General features: G+C 68.2%; 16 protein-coding genes and 3 pseudogenes. 11 read left to right on the forward strand and 8 right to left on the reverse strand.

The features are described 5' to 3' along the window. Positions 1 to 1,618, forward strand: a 1,618-nt coding sequence (locus H0W40_RS02010) for a putative maltokinase (protein WP_292442625.1), incomplete at its 5' end; no start/stop codon positions are given. Beyond that, positions 1,618 to 2,301 carry a hypothetical protein gene (locus H0W40_RS02015; protein ID WP_292442628.1) on the forward strand — a complete coding sequence of 228 codons (684 nt, stop codon included), beginning with the start codon at positions 1,618 to 1,620 and terminating at the stop codon, positions 2,299 to 2,301. The genes H0W40_RS02010 and H0W40_RS02015, both read left to right, overlap by 1 nt. A 45-nt stretch (positions 2,302 to 2,346) precedes the next feature. Here H0W40_RS02015 and H0W40_RS02020 read toward each other — a convergent pair whose 3' ends face one another. From H0W40_RS02020 to H0W40_RS02030, 3 genes are all read right to left on the reverse strand, one after another. Further along, the gene (locus H0W40_RS02020) at positions 2,347 to 3,342 is read right to left on the reverse strand and encodes a quinone oxidoreductase (protein ID WP_292442632.1); all 996 of its coding nucleotides are present in this window, start codon (positions 3,340 to 3,342) and stop codon (positions 2,347 to 2,349) included. Positions 3,343 to 3,514: 172 nt separating this feature from the next. Next, the gene (locus tag H0W40_RS02025; protein WP_292442635.1) at positions 3,515 to 3,649 is read right to left on the reverse strand and encodes a hypothetical protein; all 135 of its coding nucleotides are present in this window, start codon (positions 3,647 to 3,649) and stop codon (positions 3,515 to 3,517) included. 86 nt (positions 3,650 to 3,735) lie between these two features. Next, on the reverse strand, positions 3,736 to 4,587 hold the full coding sequence (locus H0W40_RS02030) for a tripartite tricarboxylate transporter substrate binding protein (protein ID WP_292442638.1): 852 nt from the start codon (positions 4,585 to 4,587) through the stop codon (positions 3,736 to 3,738). Between H0W40_RS02030 and H0W40_RS02035 the strand changes: the two genes are divergently transcribed. Together H0W40_RS02035 and H0W40_RS02040 are read left to right on the forward strand one after the other, a co-directional pair. Then, positions 4,577 to 5,614 (forward strand): IclR family transcriptional regulator, encoded by a 1,038-nt coding sequence (locus H0W40_RS02035; RefSeq protein ID WP_367153715.1) that lies wholly within the window; start codon positions 4,577 to 4,579, stop codon positions 5,612 to 5,614. The genes H0W40_RS02030 and H0W40_RS02035 overlap by 11 nt on opposite strands. A gap of 169 nt (positions 5,615 to 5,783) precedes the next feature. Next, positions 5,784 to 6,725 carry an LLM class flavin-dependent oxidoreductase gene (locus H0W40_RS02040; protein ID WP_292442641.1) on the forward strand — a complete coding sequence of 314 codons (942 nt, stop codon included), beginning with the start codon at positions 5,784 to 5,786 and terminating at the stop codon, positions 6,723 to 6,725. Between the two features lie 18 nt (positions 6,726 to 6,743). Here H0W40_RS02040 and H0W40_RS02045 read toward each other — a convergent pair whose 3' ends face one another. Continuing rightward, positions 6,744 to 7,532, reverse strand: coding sequence for a sulfite exporter TauE/SafE family protein (locus H0W40_RS02045; protein ID WP_292442644.1), 789 nt, complete (start codon positions 7,530 to 7,532; stop codon positions 6,744 to 6,746). A gap of 61 nt (positions 7,533 to 7,593) precedes the next feature. Further along, on the reverse strand, positions 7,594 to 8,319 hold the full coding sequence (locus H0W40_RS02050; protein ID WP_292442646.1) for a GntR family transcriptional regulator: 726 nt from the start codon (positions 8,317 to 8,319) through the stop codon (positions 7,594 to 7,596). Between the two features lie 181 nt (positions 8,320 to 8,500). Between H0W40_RS02050 and glmS the strand changes: the two genes are divergently transcribed. The 6 genes from glmS to H0W40_RS02080 all read left to right on the forward strand — a co-directional run bounded on the left by glmS (position 8,501) and on the right by H0W40_RS02080 (position 15,620). Next, positions 8,501 to 8,983, forward strand: coding sequence for a methylaspartate mutase subunit S (gene glmS / locus H0W40_RS02055; protein WP_292442649.1), 483 nt, complete (start codon positions 8,501 to 8,503; stop codon positions 8,981 to 8,983). Further along, on the forward strand, positions 8,980 to 10,383 hold the full coding sequence (glmL, locus tag H0W40_RS02060; protein WP_292442652.1) for a methylaspartate mutase accessory protein GlmL: 1,404 nt from the start codon (positions 8,980 to 8,982) through the stop codon (positions 10,381 to 10,383). The genes glmS and glmL overlap by 4 nt, the downstream gene beginning before the upstream one ends. Beyond that, positions 10,361 to 11,875 (forward strand): methylaspartate mutase subunit E, encoded by a 1,515-nt coding sequence (locus tag H0W40_RS02065; protein ID WP_292442654.1) that lies wholly within the window; start codon positions 10,361 to 10,363, stop codon positions 11,873 to 11,875. Before glmL ends, H0W40_RS02065 begins: the two co-directional genes overlap by 23 nt. Positions 11,876 to 11,955: 80 nt before the next feature. Further along, positions 11,956 to 13,545, forward strand: coding sequence for an amidase (locus H0W40_RS02070; RefSeq protein ID WP_292442658.1), 1,590 nt, complete (start codon positions 11,956 to 11,958; stop codon positions 13,543 to 13,545). A gap of 3 nt (positions 13,546 to 13,548) precedes the next feature. Then, positions 13,549 to 14,553, forward strand: a complete 1,005-nt coding sequence (locus tag H0W40_RS02075; RefSeq protein ID WP_292442661.1) for a quinone oxidoreductase — start codon at positions 13,549 to 13,551, stop codon at positions 14,551 to 14,553. Then, positions 14,547 to 15,620, forward strand: a complete 1,074-nt coding sequence (locus tag H0W40_RS02080; protein WP_292442664.1) for a mandelate racemase/muconate lactonizing enzyme family protein — start codon at positions 14,547 to 14,549, stop codon at positions 15,618 to 15,620. The genes H0W40_RS02075 and H0W40_RS02080 overlap by 7 nt, the downstream gene beginning before the upstream one ends. 308 nt (positions 15,621 to 15,928) lie before the next feature. Here H0W40_RS02080 and H0W40_RS02085 read toward each other — a convergent pair whose 3' ends face one another. Further along, positions 15,929 to 16,153: a hypothetical protein gene (locus H0W40_RS02085; RefSeq protein ID WP_292442667.1), complete on the reverse strand. Its 225-nt coding sequence runs from the start codon at positions 16,151 to 16,153 to the stop codon at positions 15,929 to 15,931. Next, positions 16,150 to 17,226 (reverse strand): annotated as a pseudogene (locus H0W40_RS02090) (Tn3 family transposase). The gene H0W40_RS02085 and the pseudogene H0W40_RS02090 overlap by 4 nt, the downstream one beginning before the upstream one ends. A 654-nt stretch (positions 17,227 to 17,880) precedes the next feature. On the opposite strand from H0W40_RS02090, the pseudogene H0W40_RS02095 reads away from it, so the two are divergent. Next, a pseudogene (locus H0W40_RS02095) lies at positions 17,881 to 18,603 on the forward strand (IS630 family transposase); the annotation flags it as partial. Positions 18,604 to 18,696: 93 nt separating this feature from the next. Here H0W40_RS02095 and H0W40_RS02100 read toward each other — a convergent pair. Continuing rightward, positions 18,697 to 19,098 (reverse strand): annotated as a pseudogene (locus H0W40_RS02100) (integrase core domain-containing protein); the annotation flags it as partial. Positions 19,099 to 19,180 lie beyond the last annotated feature (82 nt).

Raw genomic sequence — 19,180 nt, forward strand, 5'->3', positions numbered from 1 at the left:
CCCGGTGCTGGTGCTGTTCGACGGCTGGAACAGCCTGTTCCGCGAGCAGGTCGTGCCGTGGCGCATCGGCATGGCGGTGAAGACGCGTGCGCAGTTCGAGACCGACACGCTGCCGCGCTACATCGAGGCGCAGCGCTGGTATGCGTCCAAGGGCGCGACGCTGCAGCGCGCGCGCATCGCGGAGCACGCGCTGTGGGAGGACGACGCGGCCAACGGCTGGCTGCTCGCGCTGCTCGAGGTCGAGGGGCCGAGCGAGCCCGCCACGTATTTCGCCCCGCTCGCGATGGCCTGGGAAGAGCAGGAGGAAGAGCGCGCCCGCGGCCTGTCCGCGGCGGCCGGAGCGGTGGCGCGGGTGCGGCAGCAGGCCGACATGGGCGTGATCGGCGACGCCTTCGCCGACGAGCAGTTCTGCCACGCGCTGGTGCGGGCGATTGGTGCGCGCAAGGAGCTGCCCGCGGCGCGCGGCAGAATCCACTTCACACCGACCGCAGCCTTCCGCGAACTGGCAGGCGAGGACCTGCATTCGCTGCCCGTCGGGCGGCCCCGTGCCCAGAGCAGCAACACCCTCGTCCTGCTCGGCGAGCGGCTCTTCGTCAAGGGCTACCGGCGGGTGCGCACGGGCGTCAACCCCGAGTACGAGATCGGGCGCTACCTCACCGAGGTGGCGAAGTTCGCGCATTGCGTGCCGGTGGCCGGGGTGGTCGAGCACCGTGCGACCGATGGGGCGAGAACCACGCTGGCGATGGTCCAGGCCTACGTGCCCAACCAGGGCGACGGCTGGGACTACACGCAGGACTACCTGATCCGCCACTTCGAGCAGGCACGCGATACCGTCGAGCCCATGCCGCCCGACGTGCACGGCGCCTACCTCGAGCTGATGCACACCCTGGGCCGGCGGACGGCCGAGCTGCACCTCGCCTTCGCGATGCGCACGGGCGACCCGGCCTTCGAGCCGGAGCCGCTGGGCGCGGCCGATGTCCAGGCCTACGTAACGCAGCTCGGCAGCGAGGCGCGCCGCACGCTCGACGCTCTGCAGGCCGGGCTGGACCGGCTCGAGGGTCCTGCACTCGAGGACGCGCAAGCGGTGCTGGCGATGCGCGCGCGCATCGAGCAGCGCATCGCGCAGTCGGCCGCAGCGCCGCAGCGGGCGCTGAAGACGCGCTGTCACGGCGACTATCACCTCGCGCAGGTGCTGATCGCCAGGAACGATGTCGTCATCATCGACTTCGAAGGCGAGCCCGGGCGCAGCTTCGAGGAACGGCGCGCCAAGCAATCGCCGCTGCGCGACGTGGCCGGCATGCTGCGTTCCTTCGGCTATGCCGGCGCCGGCGCCCTGAAGGACATCGCGCACAACGACGACGAACGGGCCGCGCTGCTGCCGCTGGCGCACGATTGGGAAACGCAGGCGCGTGCGGCCTTCCTGCGCGCCTACGAGGAGCGGGCGGCCGGCTCCGGGCTCTTCGATGAACTGGTGCCGGGGCAGGGGCTGCTCGGCCTGTTCGAGCTGGACAAGGCGCTGTACGAGCTGCGCTACGAAATCGACAATCGCCCGGACTGGGTGCGCATACCGCTGCAGGGCATCGCCGCGCTGATGGGCCCCGGCGCACAGGAGAAGTGATGGAAAACGTTGACATGATGCTCGAGCCCGCCCGGGCTTTCCTGATCCAGATCGGCGCCTTCCTGCCGCGGCTGGGGCTGGCCCTGCTGATCCTGCTGGCGGGCTTCCTGGTCGCGAAGGCGGCGCGCTTCGCGATCGAGAAGGGCCTGCGCGCGATGAATTTCCACATCGTCACCAAGCGCTCGGGCATGGACGGCTTCCTGCAGCTCAGCGGCTCGGAGTTCGACACCACGCGGCTGTTCGGCGCCCTGGTGTACTGGGTGGTCATCCTCGCCGCGCTGATCATCGCGTTCAACGGCCTGGGCCTCGAGTACGTGACCGAGCTGCTCGGGCGCGTGATGCTGTTCGTGCCGAGGGTCATCGTCGCGCTGCTGGTGCTCGCCTTCGGCGCCTACTTCGCGCGCTTCGTCGGCAACGCGGTTGTCACCTATTGCCGCGGCATCGGCGTGCGCGACGCCGACTTGCTGGGCCGCCTCGCCCGGTACGCGATCCTGACCTTCGTCGTCATGATCGCGCTCGACGAGATCGATATCGGTGGCGCCTTCCTCGTGCAGACCTACCTGATCCTGCTCGCGGGCCTGGTGCTCGCGCTGGCGCTGGCCTTCGGCTTGGGCGGGCGCGAGTGGGCGGCGGCCCGGCTGGAGCGCTGGTGGCCGACGACCAAGGGTGACGATCCGAGTTGAACCTGCCCGGGAAGCGGACGGCGGGGCGCGGGGTTGCTCCGCAGGTCATCGAGCCGACATGTCCACCAGCAGCTTGCCCCGGGTGTTGCGCCCCTCGATGTGCCGGTGCGCCTCGGCCACGTCGGCCAGCGCATAGCTGCGGTCGATCGAGACGTCGATCCGTCGGTCAGCCAAGAGCGCGAACAGCTCAGCCGCCCGCTGGCGCACCTCGTGCGGCTGCAGGTAGTCGGCCAGGTGAGGGCGGGTGAAGAACACCGAGCCGGCCTCGGCAAGCTCGAGCGGGGCGATGCCTTCGACCTGCCCCGAGCTCGCCCCGAACATCACGCAGGTGCCGCGGCGCTTGAGACAGCGGATGCTGTCGTGCACGGTGTCCTTGCCCACCGAGTCGTAGACCACATCGACGCCGGCGCCCTGGGTGAGTGTGCGCACCGCAGCGCGAAAGTCGGTATGGCGGTAGAGGATGGTCGCGTCGGCGCCGCGGGCCATGGCAATAGTGGCCTTGCTCTCGTTGCCGACCGTGGCGATGACGCGGGCGCCGCGCGCCTTGGCAAGCTGGATCAGCAACTGCCCCACGCCGCCGGCGCCGGCGTGCACCAAACACGTATGGCCCGGCTGCAGCTCGAACAGGGAATGGGTCAGGTAGTGCGCGGTCGAGCCCTGCAACTGCAGCGCGGTGGCGATCGCCCAATCCATCCCCTCCGGCACCGGCACGAGCTTCCAGGCCGGCACCACCGCGAAGTCGGCATACGCGCCGCGCGTCACGCACCAGGCGACACGGTCGCCCACTGCCAGGTCCGTGACGCCTTCGCCGAGCGCATCGACGGTGCCGGAACCCTCTATGCCGAGCAGCATCGGCAGCGGCGTTGCGTAGGTCTGCGACTTGGCGTACTGGCCGCTGCGCATGTAGATGTCGATGTAGTTCACGCCGGCCATCGCCACGCGCACCCGCGCTTCGCCCCGGCCCGGTTCGGGCAGCGGCCAGTCGTCGCGCAGTTCGAGCTGCTCGGGCCCGCCGAATTGCGCGATGCCGACACCTCTCATGCAATCGCCTCCTACCGCACCGCCTCGGGCTCGTAGGCGCGGGGCTGCACGCTGCCCTTGATCTGCGTGCGGTGCATGACGCGGCGGGTGTTGGCGTCGAGCGATCGCCCGCTTGACGGCCTCGTACAAGGCCAGCGCGCCCATGAACAGGATGACCGCCTTGGGCCAGAAATCAGGCCCGATCCGCCGGCCGCCGCCGGCCGCCGCCGGTCGCGCTGGTATCGATCTGCATCGCCGCCGCGTAGAGCGCGATCGAGACGAGCAGCATCACGAAGTGGGGCAGGCAGTGGCGCAGGCGTGATGGCATGGAAGTTCTCGCAAGGCCGGCCGCCCGAGGGCGGCCGGAAGGTCAGGGAAGCGGCGAGGGTCCGGCGAGGAGCGCTCAGCGCCCCTTCACTTCTTCGCCAGATTGGTCTGAATCGTCTTGAACTCGTTCTCGAGGTAGCCGACCGCTTGCGCCGCTGGAACAAAGCTGTTCGGAAACGCCAGCTCGTCGGCCAGGTACTTCTTGAAGTCCGCGCCCTGCGCCGCCTTCTGGACGGCGGCGGCCATCGTTGCCACCTGCTTGGGATCGGTGCCGGCTTGCATGATGACCGCGCGCCACTGGTTGATGGCGATCGGAAAGCCGGACGCCTTGGCCAGGGGGATGCTTTCGTAGCCGACCTGCGGCTCGTCGGCGAAGAAGACGATGGGGCGCATTTGCTTGCCCTGCAGGTAGGTCTTCAAGTCTCCGGCCTGCTCGACCATCACGTCGGCGTGACCGCCGAGGATCGAGGCATAGCGCTCGCCGGGCGAGGCGAATGGCACGACGCGAAACTTCGTGCCGGCCTTCTGGTTCATCTGGTTGATATGGATCTCGTCGGGGCTGCCGAAGCCGGTGATGCCGGCCTTGAGCTCGTTGGTCTTGGCATCGGCCAGCAGCTCGGCGAAATTCTTCCACTTGGCATCGGCCTTGACGAAGAGACCCGTTGGCTGGCGGATCAAGATGCCGAGCGGCACGACGTCGGCCAGCTTCCAGCGCGCCGAGCCGCTGACCAGCGTGCCCATCGTGTCGCCGATGAAGACGGCTATCGTGTGGCCATCGGGCGGCGCTGACAGCAATTTGCTGATGCCGGTGTTGCCGGTTGCACCAGGAACGTTTAGGACCGGGAACGAGACGTTCAACTCGGCTTCGAGCAACTTGCCGAGCTGCCGCGCCACCAGGTCGGCTCCGCCGCCCGGGCCGAAGGGCACGATGAAATCCACCGGGCGAGAAGGGTATTTGTCCTGGGCGGCGGCCAGATGCGCGAGCAGCGGCGTGACGGCCAGCGCGGCGCCGGATCTCAGGATCGTGCGGCGGGTCGGCGTCCGGTTAGCGTGGGGAAAGTGGCTCATCGATGTCTCCAAAAGGTGGGGTGCACGGTGTCAACCGGCTTCGTCGAGGTGGCCGGTACAACACGATATTTCGGGGCAACGATGTTGTACAGTCCCGTTTTACACGGAATCCTTTGCAGCTCATCCGTATAAACCATGGGAAAGCAACCGTAGCAATTCCGCCGCGGTTCGCGCTTTCCGGGGGCTCGACGTGGTTGCGCAGAGCGAAAACGGCTGCTCGCTCGCTGATCTCGTCGAGCGCGTCGAACTGCCCAAGCAGACCGTGCATCGATTGGTCGAGCACCAGGCGCTGGCCGGTCTGCTGGTGCGCGAGCCGAGCACGCGACGCTTGCAGCTGGGCAGCCGGGTCGAACGTTTCGCCATCGGCACGCTCATGAACGGCCCGGGGCGCAACGAACGGCACGCGATCCTGCGCGCCCTGGTCGAGAGCACCGGTGAGACCTGCAATCGCACTGCGCTGGCCGGCACCGACATCGTCTATCTCGATCGCGTCGAGACGTCATCGCCGCTGCGCATGATGCTCGCCCCGGGATCGCACGTGCCGCTGCACGCCACCTCGAGCGGCAAGCTGCTCGCCAGTCTCCTGCCGAAGCCGCAGCGCGAGCGCCTGCTGCGTCAGCTGGTGTTGCGCGGCTTCACCGAGAGCACGATCATCGATCGCGAAGCCCTCGAACAGGAGTTGCGCGAGACGCGCAAGCGCCGCGTCGGCATCAACCGCGCCGAGCATCTGCGCGGCCTGTTCGGTGTTTCGGTGCCGGTGATGATCGATCGCCAGCGCGCCTGTGCCGCGGTGGCCATTCAGGCGCCCGAGGGCCGGATGACGCTCGAGGAGCTCCTCGCCCACGCACCGCGATTGCGCGAGGCGGCTGCGGCGATCGGCCGAACCTTCGGCTTGTAGCGATCCGGATCGTGAGGTAGTCTTCGTGCTTCTGGCGCGAAGTCAACTACATGAGTTTGACGCCGAAGCGGTCGTTCATTGCAACGCCGCAGCGTCTTCGCATGAGCGGTTTCGGCCATCGCCGCGGGCGACCAACCGCTCGCATTCATGACCCGTCGGGAGATCACTGATGAAGTTCGGAGTAAGGTTAGCGGTACAGGGGGAAATGGGCGCGCCGGGAGCGGGCTTCGACTATGCGAAGCTGATGGCGCTCAAGGCCGAAGAACTCGGATTCGACAGCGTCTGGTTGCCGGATCACGTCATCAACGCGCACATGCAGAAGCGAACGCCGATGCTGGAGTGCTGGACCGTTCTGTCGGCTCTGGCCGTGCTCACCAGCAAGGTCAAGCTGGCCGGGCACACGTTCAACAACTCGCTGCGCAACCCGGCGGTCATGGCGAAGATGGCGGCGACGCTCGACGTCATCTCGGGTGGGCGGGTCATCTATTCTCTCGGCTCGGCCTGGTTCAAGCACGAAACGTCCTCCTACGACCTGCCGTTCGACGAGCACGACCAGCGCGTCGCCCGGCTTCGCGAATCGCTCGAGATCGCCAAGGCACTGTGGACCCAGGACGAGGTCAACTACCAGGGCCCGTTCCACACCCTGCGCGACGCCTATCTCGAGCCCAAGCCGGTGCAGAAGCCGCACATTCCCATCTGGGTGCCGGGCGACTCGGAAGCAACCCGGCGCCTGGCCGCCGATCTGGCCGACGTCTGGCTGACCTATTCGCAGCCGCCCGAGGTCATTGCCGAGTGGGTCGACGACATGACCCGGCGGCGCGGCGGCAGGCGGCTGCCGATGGCCGTCTCCACCGTCTGCCTGGCCGGCCTGGCGCAGCCGGATGTCGATCGCTGGAGCGTGCTGTATGCGAAGGAGCGCGAGCATCGCTTCGCGAAGCCGCCAACGCCGCAGGACGTCCTGAACGAAAACCTCTGGGGAACGGCGGCGCAGTGCATCGACCGGATCCGGAAATACGAATCGCTCGGCGTCGAGCACCTGATCATCCAGCCGATTCCGCCGCTCGAGGGCATGCAGTACTTCGCGAAGGAGATCATGCCGGCGTTTCAATGACGCCCGGCCCCGCCGGGTTCAGTGGCGCAGCACCAGGACGGCGCCACAGGCGGTGATCACCCAGAGCACGACGCGGTTGAACGTCGTCGTGTCGAAGCGCGCGAAGAGCCGCAAGCCGAGCCAGCCGCCGACGAGCACGAACGGCAGGCCGAGCAGCAGGTGGCCCTGGGCCTCGGCATCGACGCCGACGAAGCCGCCGATCCACAGCAGGCTCAGCACGTTGGTGAATAGGATGTAGGCCTGCACGAGCGCCCGGCCGGTCACCTTCTCCCAGCCGCGAAGCGTGCACCACAGCGCCGGCAGGAAGCCCGACAGGCCGCCCAGCCCGCCGAAGAAGCCGCCGGCGAAGCCGATGCCGGCGTCAGCCATGCGCGCGACCCTCGCCGACAACTCCAAGCGCGGTGTGCGCGAGCGGCTCAGCAGGTAGCCGCCGTAGACGAGCAGAAGCACGCCGACCGCCAGCCGCAGCGCGGGCGCCGGAAGACGCGACAGCGCATAGGCGCCGAGAGGCACGCCGAGCAGGCTTCCGGCAGCAAACGGGGCCAGCCGCTGCAGGTCGATGTCGCGCCAGAACAGCGGCAGGTAGGCGATGTTGAGGGCGAGCGTGAAGGCGACGACGAGGACGGCGACCAGCCGCGGATCGAGCGCCTGGTTCCACAGCGCCGTGCTCACCAGGGCAAAACCGAAACCGGTCGCGCCGGAGACGACCGCTGCGCAGAACGCACCGACGGTGAGAATGAGCGTCTCGATCATCATGAAGGGCGGTGGCGGATACGGCAGATCGCCGTCGGTGATCGACTCATGCACATGGGGCGGGCAGCGTTGCGAGTCTAGCGTCGGCCCGGCGGGCGGGCGGCGCGACGGGGGGTCACGACCCGCTGCCGAGCACGCTCAGGTAGCCGTGCTTCGACGAGTCGACCAGGCGGACGCGGGCGTCAACCGGCACGTTCTTGTAGGTGTAGCCGACGCGCCGGATGCGCAGCAGCGGCGAGCCGTTCGCGACGCCGAGCAGCCGGCTGTCACGCTCGCCGGCGATCACTGCCGTGATGTTCTCCTCGACGCGCACGATGGTGATGCCGAAACGTTCCTGGAAGAGGCCGTAGAGCGTGCCGTCCCGCCGCTTGAAGAGGTGCTCGCCGAGCTCGGCGAAGAGCGATACGGGCAAGCGGATCCGGTCGAGGATGGTCGGCCGGCCCTTCAGCGAGAGCAGCGCCTCGATGTCGATGACCGGCGCGCGCGGGGCGATGTGCAGGAGCGCCGCGGTGGTGCCGTCGGCGCGGCCGCGCTTCATCGACAGCAGGCTCATCGTCGGCAGCTCCTTGTGACCGTCGCTGTCGACGACGCGGAAGAACACGTTGAGCATGTAGTCGCGGGTATGGCTGACGACGAAGGTGCCCCGCCCCTGTTCCCGCACCAGGATGTTCTCGGCCTCCAGCTCGCCGACGGCCTTGCGGACCGTGCCGATGCTGACGCCGAAGCGCTCGGCGAGCTGGGGTTCGCTGGCGATCTTCTGCCCGTGCTTCCACTTGCCCGATCGCAGGGCGTCGGTGATCTGTTGCTTGACGTGGCGGTACAGGGGCGGGCGGGCGGCCATCGGTGGCTCTCGAAGTGATGCACGGAATTATAAAGTCATTTATATGAATCCGCGGCGCAGATCGTCGGCGCTGACGCTAAGTGCTTGATTTTGAAGCAGGTCGCCTGGACCGCCGATGGCTTGGGAAAGCCGGGCTGCACCGACAGAATGGGCCTCGACCCAGCAACGGACAGGCACTTTCATGCGCGGCAAGACCCTGGTGACCGGTGTGATCGGCGCCGACACCCACATCGTCGGCAACCGCATCCTGTCGATGGCGTTCGAGAAGGCCGGCTACAACGTCGTCGCGCTCGGGGCGCTGACACCGGCGGCCGACTTCGTCAAGGCGGCGATCGAGACCGCCGCCGATGCGATCATGGTCTCGTCGTTGTACGGCCAGGGCGAGATCGACTGCCGGGGCTTTCGCGACCTCTGCGTCGAGGCCGGTCTCGACGAGATCCTGATCTACCTCGGCGGCAACCTGGTGGTCGGCAAGCAGCCGTGGGCCGACGTCGAGAAGCGCTTCCTGGCGATGGGCTTCGACCGCGCTTTCCCGCCGGGGACGCGGGTCGAGGACGTACTCCACACGCTGGCCGCCGACTTCGCGGCGCGCGACGCCGGCGAGCATCTCGATGCGGCGCTGGCCACGCCCTGGGCATCGAGGCAGGGCACCCAGACACGATGAATTTCGCGTTGCTCGTCGATTTCGGCAGCACCTGGACCAAGGTGCGGGCGGTCGACCTCGACGAAGCGCGCGTCGTCGCCAGCGCCCAGGGCCCTTCGACGGTGGCCAGCGACGTGACCGTCGGCCTGGAACAGGCGCTCGCCCGGCTGCATGCGACGCTGGGCCACACGCCGCGCTACCGCCTGCGCCTCGGCTCGTCGAGCGCTGCCGGGGGCTTGAAGATGGTGACGATGGGACTCGTTCGCGAGCTCACAGCCGAGGCCGCGCGGCAGGCGGCGCTCGGCGCCGGCGCCCGGCTGGTCGCGAGCTTCGCCTACCGGCTGACCCGCGCCGACCTGCGCCAGATCGAGCGACTGCAGCCCGACATCGTGCTGCTCTGCGGCGGCACCGACGGCGGCAACCGCGAGATCATCGTCCACAACGCGCGCGCGCTCGCGGCGAGCGGCCTGGCCTGCCCGGTCGTCGTGGCCGGCAATCGCGACGCCGGCGACGAGATCGCCGAGCTGCTGCCCGATGCGCGCCTCTGTGCCAACGTCATGCCGGAATTCAACGTGCTGGCCATCGAGCCGGCGCGGGCCGCGATCCGCGACGTCTTTATGAGCCGCATCGTCCACGCCAAGGGCATCGACCGTGCCCGTGGCCTGCTCGACGACGTCGTGCTGCCGACCCCCGCGGCGGTGCTCGAGGGCGCCGAGCTGCTGGCCGGCGGGCCGAACGGCAACGACGGGCTCGGGCCGCTCGTCGTCGTCGACCCGGGCGGCGCGACGACCGACGTGCATTCGGTGGGCGAGGGCGAGCCGGCCGCCGGCGTCGTCCGCCTCGGCCTGCCCGAGCCGCACGCCAAACGCACGGTCGAGGGCGACCTCGGCATGCGTCACAACGCCGCGTCGATCGTCGAGAGCTGCGGTGCCGAGGCGATTGCCGCCGGGGCCGGCATCGCCACCACCCGGCTGCACGAGCTGCTGGCGGCGATCGCCGCCGACGTCGAGCGCCTTCCGGCCAACGCCGAGGAGCACGCGCTCGACCGCAGCCTGGCCCGCACCGCGATTCGCCTGGCGATGCGCCGGCACGCCGGCACCATCGAGACCGTGCACACGGCGCACGGGCCGGTACAGGTGCAGCGCGGCAAGGACCTCGCCCGCGTTGCGACGCTGATCGGCACCGGCGGCGTCATCGTCCACGCCGCGCAGCCGGGCGGGCTGCTCGACGCCGCGCTCGCCGATCGCGGCGATCCCCACTCGCTCGGCCCGGTCGCCGCGCAGCTGTACGTCGATCGCGACTACGCTCTGTTTGCCAGCGGCCTGCTCGCCCGGGCCGATCGCCGGGTGGCCTTCGAACTCGCCCGCAACGGCCTCGTCCTGACGGAGAACGCCCACCATGTCCACCACGCAAGCATCTGAGCGGCTGCAACGCCCCATCTCCGAGGCGGCGATCGATGCCGACACGTTCGCCTCGATGCGTCGCGACAACCTGGCCCGCTGGCCGACCGGCAAGCGGGTCGACCTCGACGAGGCGGTCACGTACCTGTCGCGGCTGCCGCTGCACAAGAACCTCGCTGCGGTGACCCGCGCCGCCCACGCCGAACGGCGCTGCCTGACGCAGCCGCGGGGCGGCTTCGGGACGATCGCCATGCAGCGCGAGCTGATGGTGGCACTCGACAAGGACGGCATGGCCGACATCGTGCCGACGACCACCGACAGCTACACGCGCAATGAAATGTTCGAGCTGGCGCAAAAGGGCATGGAGGAGTCCGAGCGCGAAGGGCGGTCGCTGCTGAACGGCTTTCCGATCGTCAACTACGGGCACGAGGCGGCGCGCCTGCTTGTCGAGTCCATCGACAAGCCGGCGATCATGCTGACCGGCACGACGATGCCCAAGCTGACCGGCGAGATCGGCTACGCGGCGGGCTACACCGGCTACCTCGGATCGGGAATCGCCTACACCGTGTCGTACATCAAGGACCTGTCGGTCGCCGACGGCATTCGCAATTACCAGTATCTCGACCGACTCGTCGCCGAGTACCAGACGCGCGGCGTCGAGCTGCACCGGCGCCAGCCGGGCTTCCTGACCGGCACCAACGTGCCGCCGTGCATCGCCATCTCGATCTGCGTGCTCGACTGCCTGCTCGCGGCGGCGCAGGGCGTTCGCCACTACGGTCTCGAGCTGGGCCAGACCCTGCACGTGATCCAGGACGCGGCGGCCATCGCCTGCTGCGAGGAGCTGGCCCAGGAATACCTCGGCAAGAAGGGCTACACGGGGGTCTTCACGCCGGTGAGCTCGCTGCACTGGATGGGCGCCTGGCCGTACGACGAAGCGCAGGCGGCAGCGATGGTGGCGCTAGGCGGCTACATCGCGGCGGTCGGCGGCGCCGTCAACGTGACGACCAAGAGCGTCCAGGAGGCGCACGGCATCCCGACGCCGCAGGCCAATGCCGAGGGTCTGCGGACGACGCGCATGGGCATCTACCTGGCCCGCGGCATGCGCCTCGACGGCATGCCCGAGTACGAGCGCGAGAAAGACCTCATCCGTGCCGAGGTGCGGGCCATCGTCGATCGCACGCTAGAGATGGGCGACGGCGATGCGGCGCTCGGCAGCGTCCGCGCCTTCGAGGCCGGCGTGCTCGACGTGCCCTGGTCGCCGAACCGGCACGTCAAGAGCCGCATCATGCCGGCGCGCGATGCCGACGGTTACCTGCGCGTGCTCGACGCCGCCGCCGTGCCGCTGCCGCGCGATGTGATGGAAGTGCACGAGGCGGGTCTGCGCCGCCGCGCCGAGCAGACCGGCTGTGCCTTCGACCACGAGCTCGCCGTGCAGAGCGTCTACGAGCACAGCGAGCCGCTCGCCCAGCTGATGCCCGAGGACTGGTTCCGCGGCCTCGCCGGGCGCGCTTGAGAAGGCGCGGGCGTCTGCGGAATGCTCCGCCGCATGCCCGCCCGCGGCACGGCATTTTCCACCCCTCATCAGGAGCGACGATGAACGACGCGCAAGCCCAATCGAACCGTGCGAGCGAGGACCTTCCACCTCTGCCTTCACAGCACCGGCGCCTGCTCCTGGCGGGTCTGGCTGGTGCCGGAGCCGCATCGATGGGATCGCAAGTGTCCGGCTGCGCCATCGCCGGTCAGGCAAGCCCGGGCCCGATGGCAAGCGCGCCGCGGGGCGCCCTTCCCGGCTCGATCGCGGAAGCAGGCAAGGCGCTGCGTGCCGGCGCATTTACCTCGGAGGAACTGACGAAGGCCTACCTGCGGGCGATCGCGGAGTCGCAGCCCAAGCTCAACGCGTTCATCACGGTCACCGCCGACCAGGCCGTGGCGCAGGCGCGCCGTCTCGACCAGGAGTTGCGGGCCGGCAAGGATCGCGGCCGCCTGCACGGCATTCCCATCGTCCACAAGGACCTTTTCGATACCGCGGGTGTCGCCACGACGGTCGGGTCCGAGTTCTTCAAGGGGCGCACGCCACGCAACGATGCCACAGTCGTGGCACGGATGGCAGAAGCGGGGGTCGTTTCGCTGGGCAAGACCAATATGAACGAGTTCGCCGCCGGCACCTCCGGAACGAATGCGTTCTTCGGCGATGTGCACAACCCCTGGGACCTCGCCCGCTCAGCGGGCGGCTCGTCCAGCGGCACGGGCGCCGCCATCGCCGCGGGCCTGTGTCTGGGTGGCACGGGATCCGATACCGGCGGCTCGATCCGAGTGCCGGCAAGCTGGAACGGGATCACCGGAATCCGGCCGACCTTCGGCCGGGTGAGCCTGAGCGGGGTCTATCCGCGTGCGTACAGCCTCGACTGCGCCGGCCCGCTCGCGCGTTCGGTGGCCGACGTGGCGGCCTTGCTGCAGGCGATGGTCGGCTACGACCCGACCTACAAGGATTCGGTCAGGGCACCGGCGGAGGACTTTTCGAGCCGCCTGGCTGCCGGCATCCGGGGTCTGAAGATCGGCATCATCGACAACTACACGTACCGCGACGTCGATCCGGACGTCGTCCATGCCGTCCAGGCGGCCGCTCAGGTGCTCGAGCGACTCGGGGCCACCGTCCTCCAGGTGCGCATACCGATGCTGGCGGGACCGCTCGAGTACTCCTCGCTTTTTAACATCCTCTTGTACGAGTTCAATCAGATCCTCGGAGTCGAGTACCGGGCCACCGCCGACAAGAACCTGTTCGGGCCGATCGTGCGCGGCAACATCGCCCGCGGCGAGACGGTCTCGCGCGAGTTCTACGAGAGGTCTCTCAGGGAGCGCGCGCAGAAGAAGCGAGATTTTCGCGAGGTCTTCAAACAGGTCGACGCGCTGATCACGCCGACCATGCCGACGGTCGCCCCCGTGCTTTCCGCCAGCGGCGATACCTACGACCGGGGACGCCAATTCGCATTGCCGTTCAGCTGGGTGGGTGTGCCGTCCATCTCGGTACCGTGCGGCTTCGGTGCCGGGGGGTTGCCGATCGGCATGCAGATCGTCGGCGACGAGATGCAGGAGGCCTTGTTATTGCGGATCGCCGCGGCGTACGAAGGTGCGACGCCGCACCACCGTGCGCGGCCGCCCGCGTTCACCACCACGAGGATCTAGGGCATGCTGGCCGTCCGCATCCACGAGTACGGTGACGCGACCGTCTGCCGGGTCGAAGCGGTCGATGTGCCGCAGCCGGGCGCGGGCGAGGCGCTGGTGCGCCTCGAGGTCGCCGGCCTCAACTTCATCGACGTGCACATCCGGCTCGGCCGCTACGCGAAGTCGGAGACTTACCGCAATGCGCTGCCGATGACCCTCGGCATGGAGGGCGCCGGTGTCGTCGAGCGGGTCGGCGAGGGCGTCGCCGATGTCGATCTTCTGCAGCCAGGCGACCGCGTCGCCTGGTGCGTCGTTCGCGGCAGCTTTGCCGAGTACGCCGTCGTCCCTGCGGCCAGGTTGGTGCGCGTGCCCGACGCCGTTGATCTTCGCCACGCCTGCGCGCTGATGCTCCAGGGGCTGACCGCGCACTACCTGTCGCACGCCGCGTTCGAGTTGCGGTCCGGCCAGACCTGTCTGGTGCACGCCGCCGCCGGCGGTGTCGGCGGCCTCCTCGTGCAGCTGGCCAAGCTGCGCGGCGCGACGGTGATCGGCACCGTCGGCTCGGCCGCGAAGGCGCAGCTTGCGCGCTCGCTCGGTGCCGACCACACGGTGCTCTATCGCGAGCAGGACTTTCGCGCCGAAGTGCTGCGCCTGACCGGCGGCGCCGGCGTCGACGTCGTCTACGACTCGATCGGCCGCGACACCATCGATCGCAGCATCAGGTCGCTGCGCCGCCGCGGCCTGTGCATCAACTACGGCGGCGCCTCCGGCCTCGTCGAACAGATCGTGCCGCTCGAGCTCGGCGAGGCCGGCTCGGTGTACTTCACCCGGCCGCACCTGGCCGACTACATCGCCACCCCGGACGAGCTTCGTTCTCGGGCCGCCGAACTGTTCGCCCACACCCTGGCCGGCCGCCTGAAGGTCTCCGTCGACCGCAGCTTCGCGCTCACCGAGACCGCCGAGGCGATGCGCTACCTCGAAGCCGGCCGCACCCGCGGCAAGCTGCTGCTGGAGATGCCGACATGTTGACCCGTATCGAGGTTCGTCGCCTGCGCCTGCCGCTCACGACGCCGTACCACCTTGCCTTCGGCGATGTCGAGGGCCTCGACACCATCCTCGCCGTCCTGCGCGACGGCGATGGGCGCGAGGGCTACGGCGACGCCACCGTTCTCACCGGCTATACCGACGAGACGATCGAAGCCAGCTGGCCGCTTGCCGAGCGGACGGCCCGCCGGCTCGTCGGCGTGCCGCTCGCCGCGGCGAAGGCCGAAGCGCTGGCGATGACGGCGACCGCTCCGTTCGTCGCCACCGCGTTCGCCAGCGCGATCGAGATGCTCGAAGGCGCCGAGCTGCTGCGCATCGATCGCGATACCGCGGTGCCGGTGCTCGGCACGATCAACGACAGCGAGCCCGGGCGCATGCAGGCGCAGATCGACCGCCTCTGCGGCGAGGGCTACACGACGCTGAAGATCAAGGTCGGCTCGGCGACCCCGGCGGCCGATGCCGAGCGGATCGGCGCGGCGCTGGCGCATGTCGCCGGCCGGGCGATGCTCCGCGTCGACGCGAACCAGAGCTACTCGCCGTCCGAGGCGATCGCCTTCGCCAACGCGGTGCCGGTCGCCGGCATCGAACTCTTCGAACAACCGTGCTCGGCAGGCGACTGGGCGGCGCACATGATCGTCGCCCGTGACTGCCCGCTGCCGTTGATGCTCGACGAATCGATCTACGACGAAGCCGACATCGACGAGACGGCGCGCCTCGAGGCGGCCCGCTTCGTCAAGGTCAAGCTGATGAAGTTCGGCACGCTCGAGCGCCTGGCGGCGGCCATCGAGCGCATCCGGTCGCACGGCATGCAGCCGGTGCTCGGAAACGGCGTCGCCAGCGACGTCGGCTGCTGGATGGAAACCTGCATCGCCGCGCGGCACATCAACAACGCCGGCGAGATGAACGGCTGGCTGAAGATGACGCGGCCGATCTTCGCGACGCCGATGCGCGTCTCGCAAGGTGCGATTCACCTGCCGGCGGGTTACCGGCCGGTGCTGGACATGGCGACGGTCGAGGCGGCGACTCTGGCTCGGGCCGAAGCGCACGCCTGACTATTGCCACCAAGCGCAGCGCCGCCTTCGCCGAAGTGCCGACGATGCAGGAGGCCGGCGTCGCCGACTTCGCTGGCGCCGCTCGCGCACGGCGGCAGCCTGGCGATGGCGCGAAATTCTCGGCGGCGCAGTTCTGGCGGCAGGCGGTAGAGTGCCGCCGACGGCAGCATCGGCGAACTCGCCATTCGCGGCCCGCACGTAATGAAAGGCTACTGCAAGAACGAGCTTCTCGACGCGCTCCCCTGAGGGCAGCGCAATCGGCGGCTGATCGGCGCTCGCGTGCAGCGGCCGTCCCGGTCGCCTCGCCGTCATCCACTGAAGGAGTACACGATGATCGCTCGCCGGATCGCTCTTGGATCCCTGGCCGCGGCCAGTGCGCTGGTCTTCGCCGGCTGCGCCATGACGAAAGCGATGACGGGCAACTCGATGAGCGTGCCGCTCTCTGGCCGCAACGAGGTGCCGCCGAACAACAGCACGGCGAGCTGCACTGGCAAGGTCGAGCTCGACGGCAACGTCATCAAGGGGAACATCACCTACCAGGGCCTGGCTGCATCTTCATCGTGTTCCAGGCGATCACGATATTCGTGAGCAAAGCGTGAGAGCCGGAAATTGCCTTCATCTCGTCACGGCGCCGGCCGCGCTCGGGCGAGATGCGGCCGTAGTAAATCGCGCGCTGCAGCTGGTGTACCGACTCGCCCCGGTTCAGCAAGGTGTGGATCTCGCGACGGAATTCTTCGTTGGTGAAGTAGTCGCAGAGAAAGAGCGTCCGCAGCAGCTTGCCGAGTTCGTCGGCAGCCCGGTGCATGGGATTGCCGGCGGCAGCGCTGCCGAGCTTGTCGAGGGCGTCCCTGGCTGTCAGGCGGCCGCGGCGGATCGAGGCGACCAGGCGCAGCAGTTCGTCCCAGCCGCCGGTGATCGCTGCTTCTGAGACCCTGGCCGCGCCGATGCGCTCGAGGCTTTCGGGAATCGCGAGCGAGCGGGGCAGGTAAAGCTTGCGCTCCGCGAGGTTCTGCAGTCGCACGCATAGATCGAAGCCCAGCAGCTTGGCGACCGCCATGCCCGCATTCGTATAGCCGTGGGTATCTACGGCGAGCAGCTACAGCCTGATCGCGTTGTCGTCCCGGGCGTCGTTGTAGTGCTCGACGCCTTGGACGGCCGCGCCAGCCTGGCGCTCGTTGAGCACGATCGGCTGGTCGTAGAAGACGCCGTAGGCGTCAAGCACGTGCGTGTAGATTCCGGCCGCAAACGTGCGCCGGCGTGGGTCAATGCGCGCGTTGAACAGGTGTCGGGAAGCGTCAAGCGACATAATGTCCGCGGACCCCTTGCTTCCCTTACCCCACAGCTCGGTGATCGGGTGCTGGCGCTGGAACTCGACCACTTGTTCGTTCGCACGCCGCAGCCGGCCGTGACCTTTGAGGGCGCGCATGGCGGCCGATACGTGTGAGACCTGCAATCCCGGGATTATTGCGGTCACGCCCTTCGCGTCGTTTTCGGTCCCGTGTGCCAGCAAGGCGCCGTAACAGGCGATGAGTTCCTGCGATGACTTGGCCCGGTTGCCAAGCAGCACCTCGCTGAAAGCGATCTGCACGTCCAGGTCGACCAGCATGTCGCTGAACTGCACTTCGCCGATGACAGCGAAGATGGCGTCGCGGCTGCGGATCGCCTCGGGCTCGATCTCGATCGCCTGCAATGCCGGCAGGCGCACGTGGCCCGCGCTGTCGATCTCGAGCTTGCCGTTGGTGAGCGCTGCGGCAAGCCCGGCGGTGAGATTCGCGTGAATTCGCTCTAGGAACAGCTTCGGATCCGACGTGAGGCTCAAGGCGCTGATCAGGTGACTGCGCACCTTCTTCCATTCCTCAGGCGGGATCAGCAGATCCTCGCGGCTGCGGTGCTCCCAGCTGTGATCGATCCAAAGTCGTCCGCCCTTGAGGCCTCTCCGGGCCGAGGTCAGCGTCGCGGCTCGAAAGGCGGCCAGCGCCTTCTTTCGGTCGGGGACGCTGAGAAGTTCGTGCCAGACCGGGTCGGCTATGTTGAGGTCGAAGTCCTTCGGCAACTCCTTCGCGCCGCTTGCCTGCAGGTCGCGCAGCGCAAGAATCTGCCTGAGCGGCCGTTGCGTCTCATCACCCTTGATGTCGAGGTCCGCGAACGCATTGAGCAGCGCCGTTTACGCGTGTGTCGTCGTCGATTAACGCCTGACGAACCAATGCTGCACGCGATGACGTCGCCTTGCCAATCTCTGCGGGCACGAGCTGAACGCCCGGGCGTGGGTGCCACGACCATCCGCCGCGTTTGGCGCAGCAACGGCCTGAAGCCGCACCTGAGCCGGGCGTTCAAGCTCTCGCGCGACCCACGCTTCGAGGACAAGTTGCTGGACGTGGTGGGCCTGTACATGAACTCGCTCGAGCACGCCCTGGTGCTCAGCTGCGACGAGAAGAGTCGGATCCAGGCGCTCAGCCGCACGCAGCCGGGCCTGCCGATGAAGCGCGGGCGTGCCGGCGCCGTCACCCACGACTACAAGCGCCATGGCACGACCACGCTGTTTGCAGCGCTCAACACGCTCGACGGCAGCGTGATCTCGATGTGCCAGCCGCGGCACCGCCACGGCGAGTGGCTCAAGTTCCTGCGGCTCATCGACCGCCGCACGCCCAAGCACTTGAGCCTGCATCTGATCGCGGACAACTACGCCACGCACAGTCATCCCGACGTGCAGACGTGGCTGGCCCGGCACCCGCGCTTCGTCATGCACTTCACACCGACCAGCGCATCGTGGCTGAACATGGTCGAGCGCTTCTTGCGCGACATCGCCGACAAGCGCATCCGGCGCGACAGCTTCACCAGCGTGGCAGAACTGGAACTGGCCATCGATCTGTACGTCGCTCATCACAACATCGATCCCAAGCCGTTCATCTGGACCGCCCGCGCGTCCGACATCCTGGCGAAGGTCACGCGGGCAAAGGCTGCACTCGTCGCCCTCGCAGGATAAGTACAGAACAGAGTGGCGCACTGCACTAGGACGGCTTCAATGTCCTCGCGGCCCAGTCGAAAGGATTGGTCGACATCGAACTGCGAGAGCGATCTAGGTGTAGTTTCTCAGGACGTTGTTCCCATCGAAGCCGAGGCGAGTAGCGGGGGGCTTGGTTGAGACGGCCGAGTGCGGGCGATGGAAGTTGTAGTGATGCATCCAGGGCTGCAGCTCATTGGTTCGGTGTCTTGAGCTTGGGTAGACGAAGGCATAGGCCCACTCGCGCAGCAGCGTCTGGATGAAGCGCTCGGCCTTGCCGTTGGTGCGCGGCGTGTACGGTCGAGTGCGGATGTGCTTGATGCCCAGGCGACGCAGCAGCTTGGCGAAGCGCCTGGACTTGTAGGCCGAGCCGTTGTCGGTCATGACGCGCTCGATGTGCACGCCGAGCACCTTGTAGTAGCGCAGGGCGGCCAGCAGGAACGCGCAAGCGCTGGTGGCCTTCTCGTCGACCAGCATCTTGGGCTGCTGCCGGTTCGAATGGACACCGACCTAAGCTTTTTGGACTGCCCCTAGTCCGATAGACAAGCCGTCCCTATCC

The sequence above is a fragment of the Methylibium sp. genome, assembly GCF_013817345.1.
Lineage (GTDB): Bacteria > Pseudomonadota > Gammaproteobacteria > Burkholderiales > Burkholderiaceae_C > Methylibium.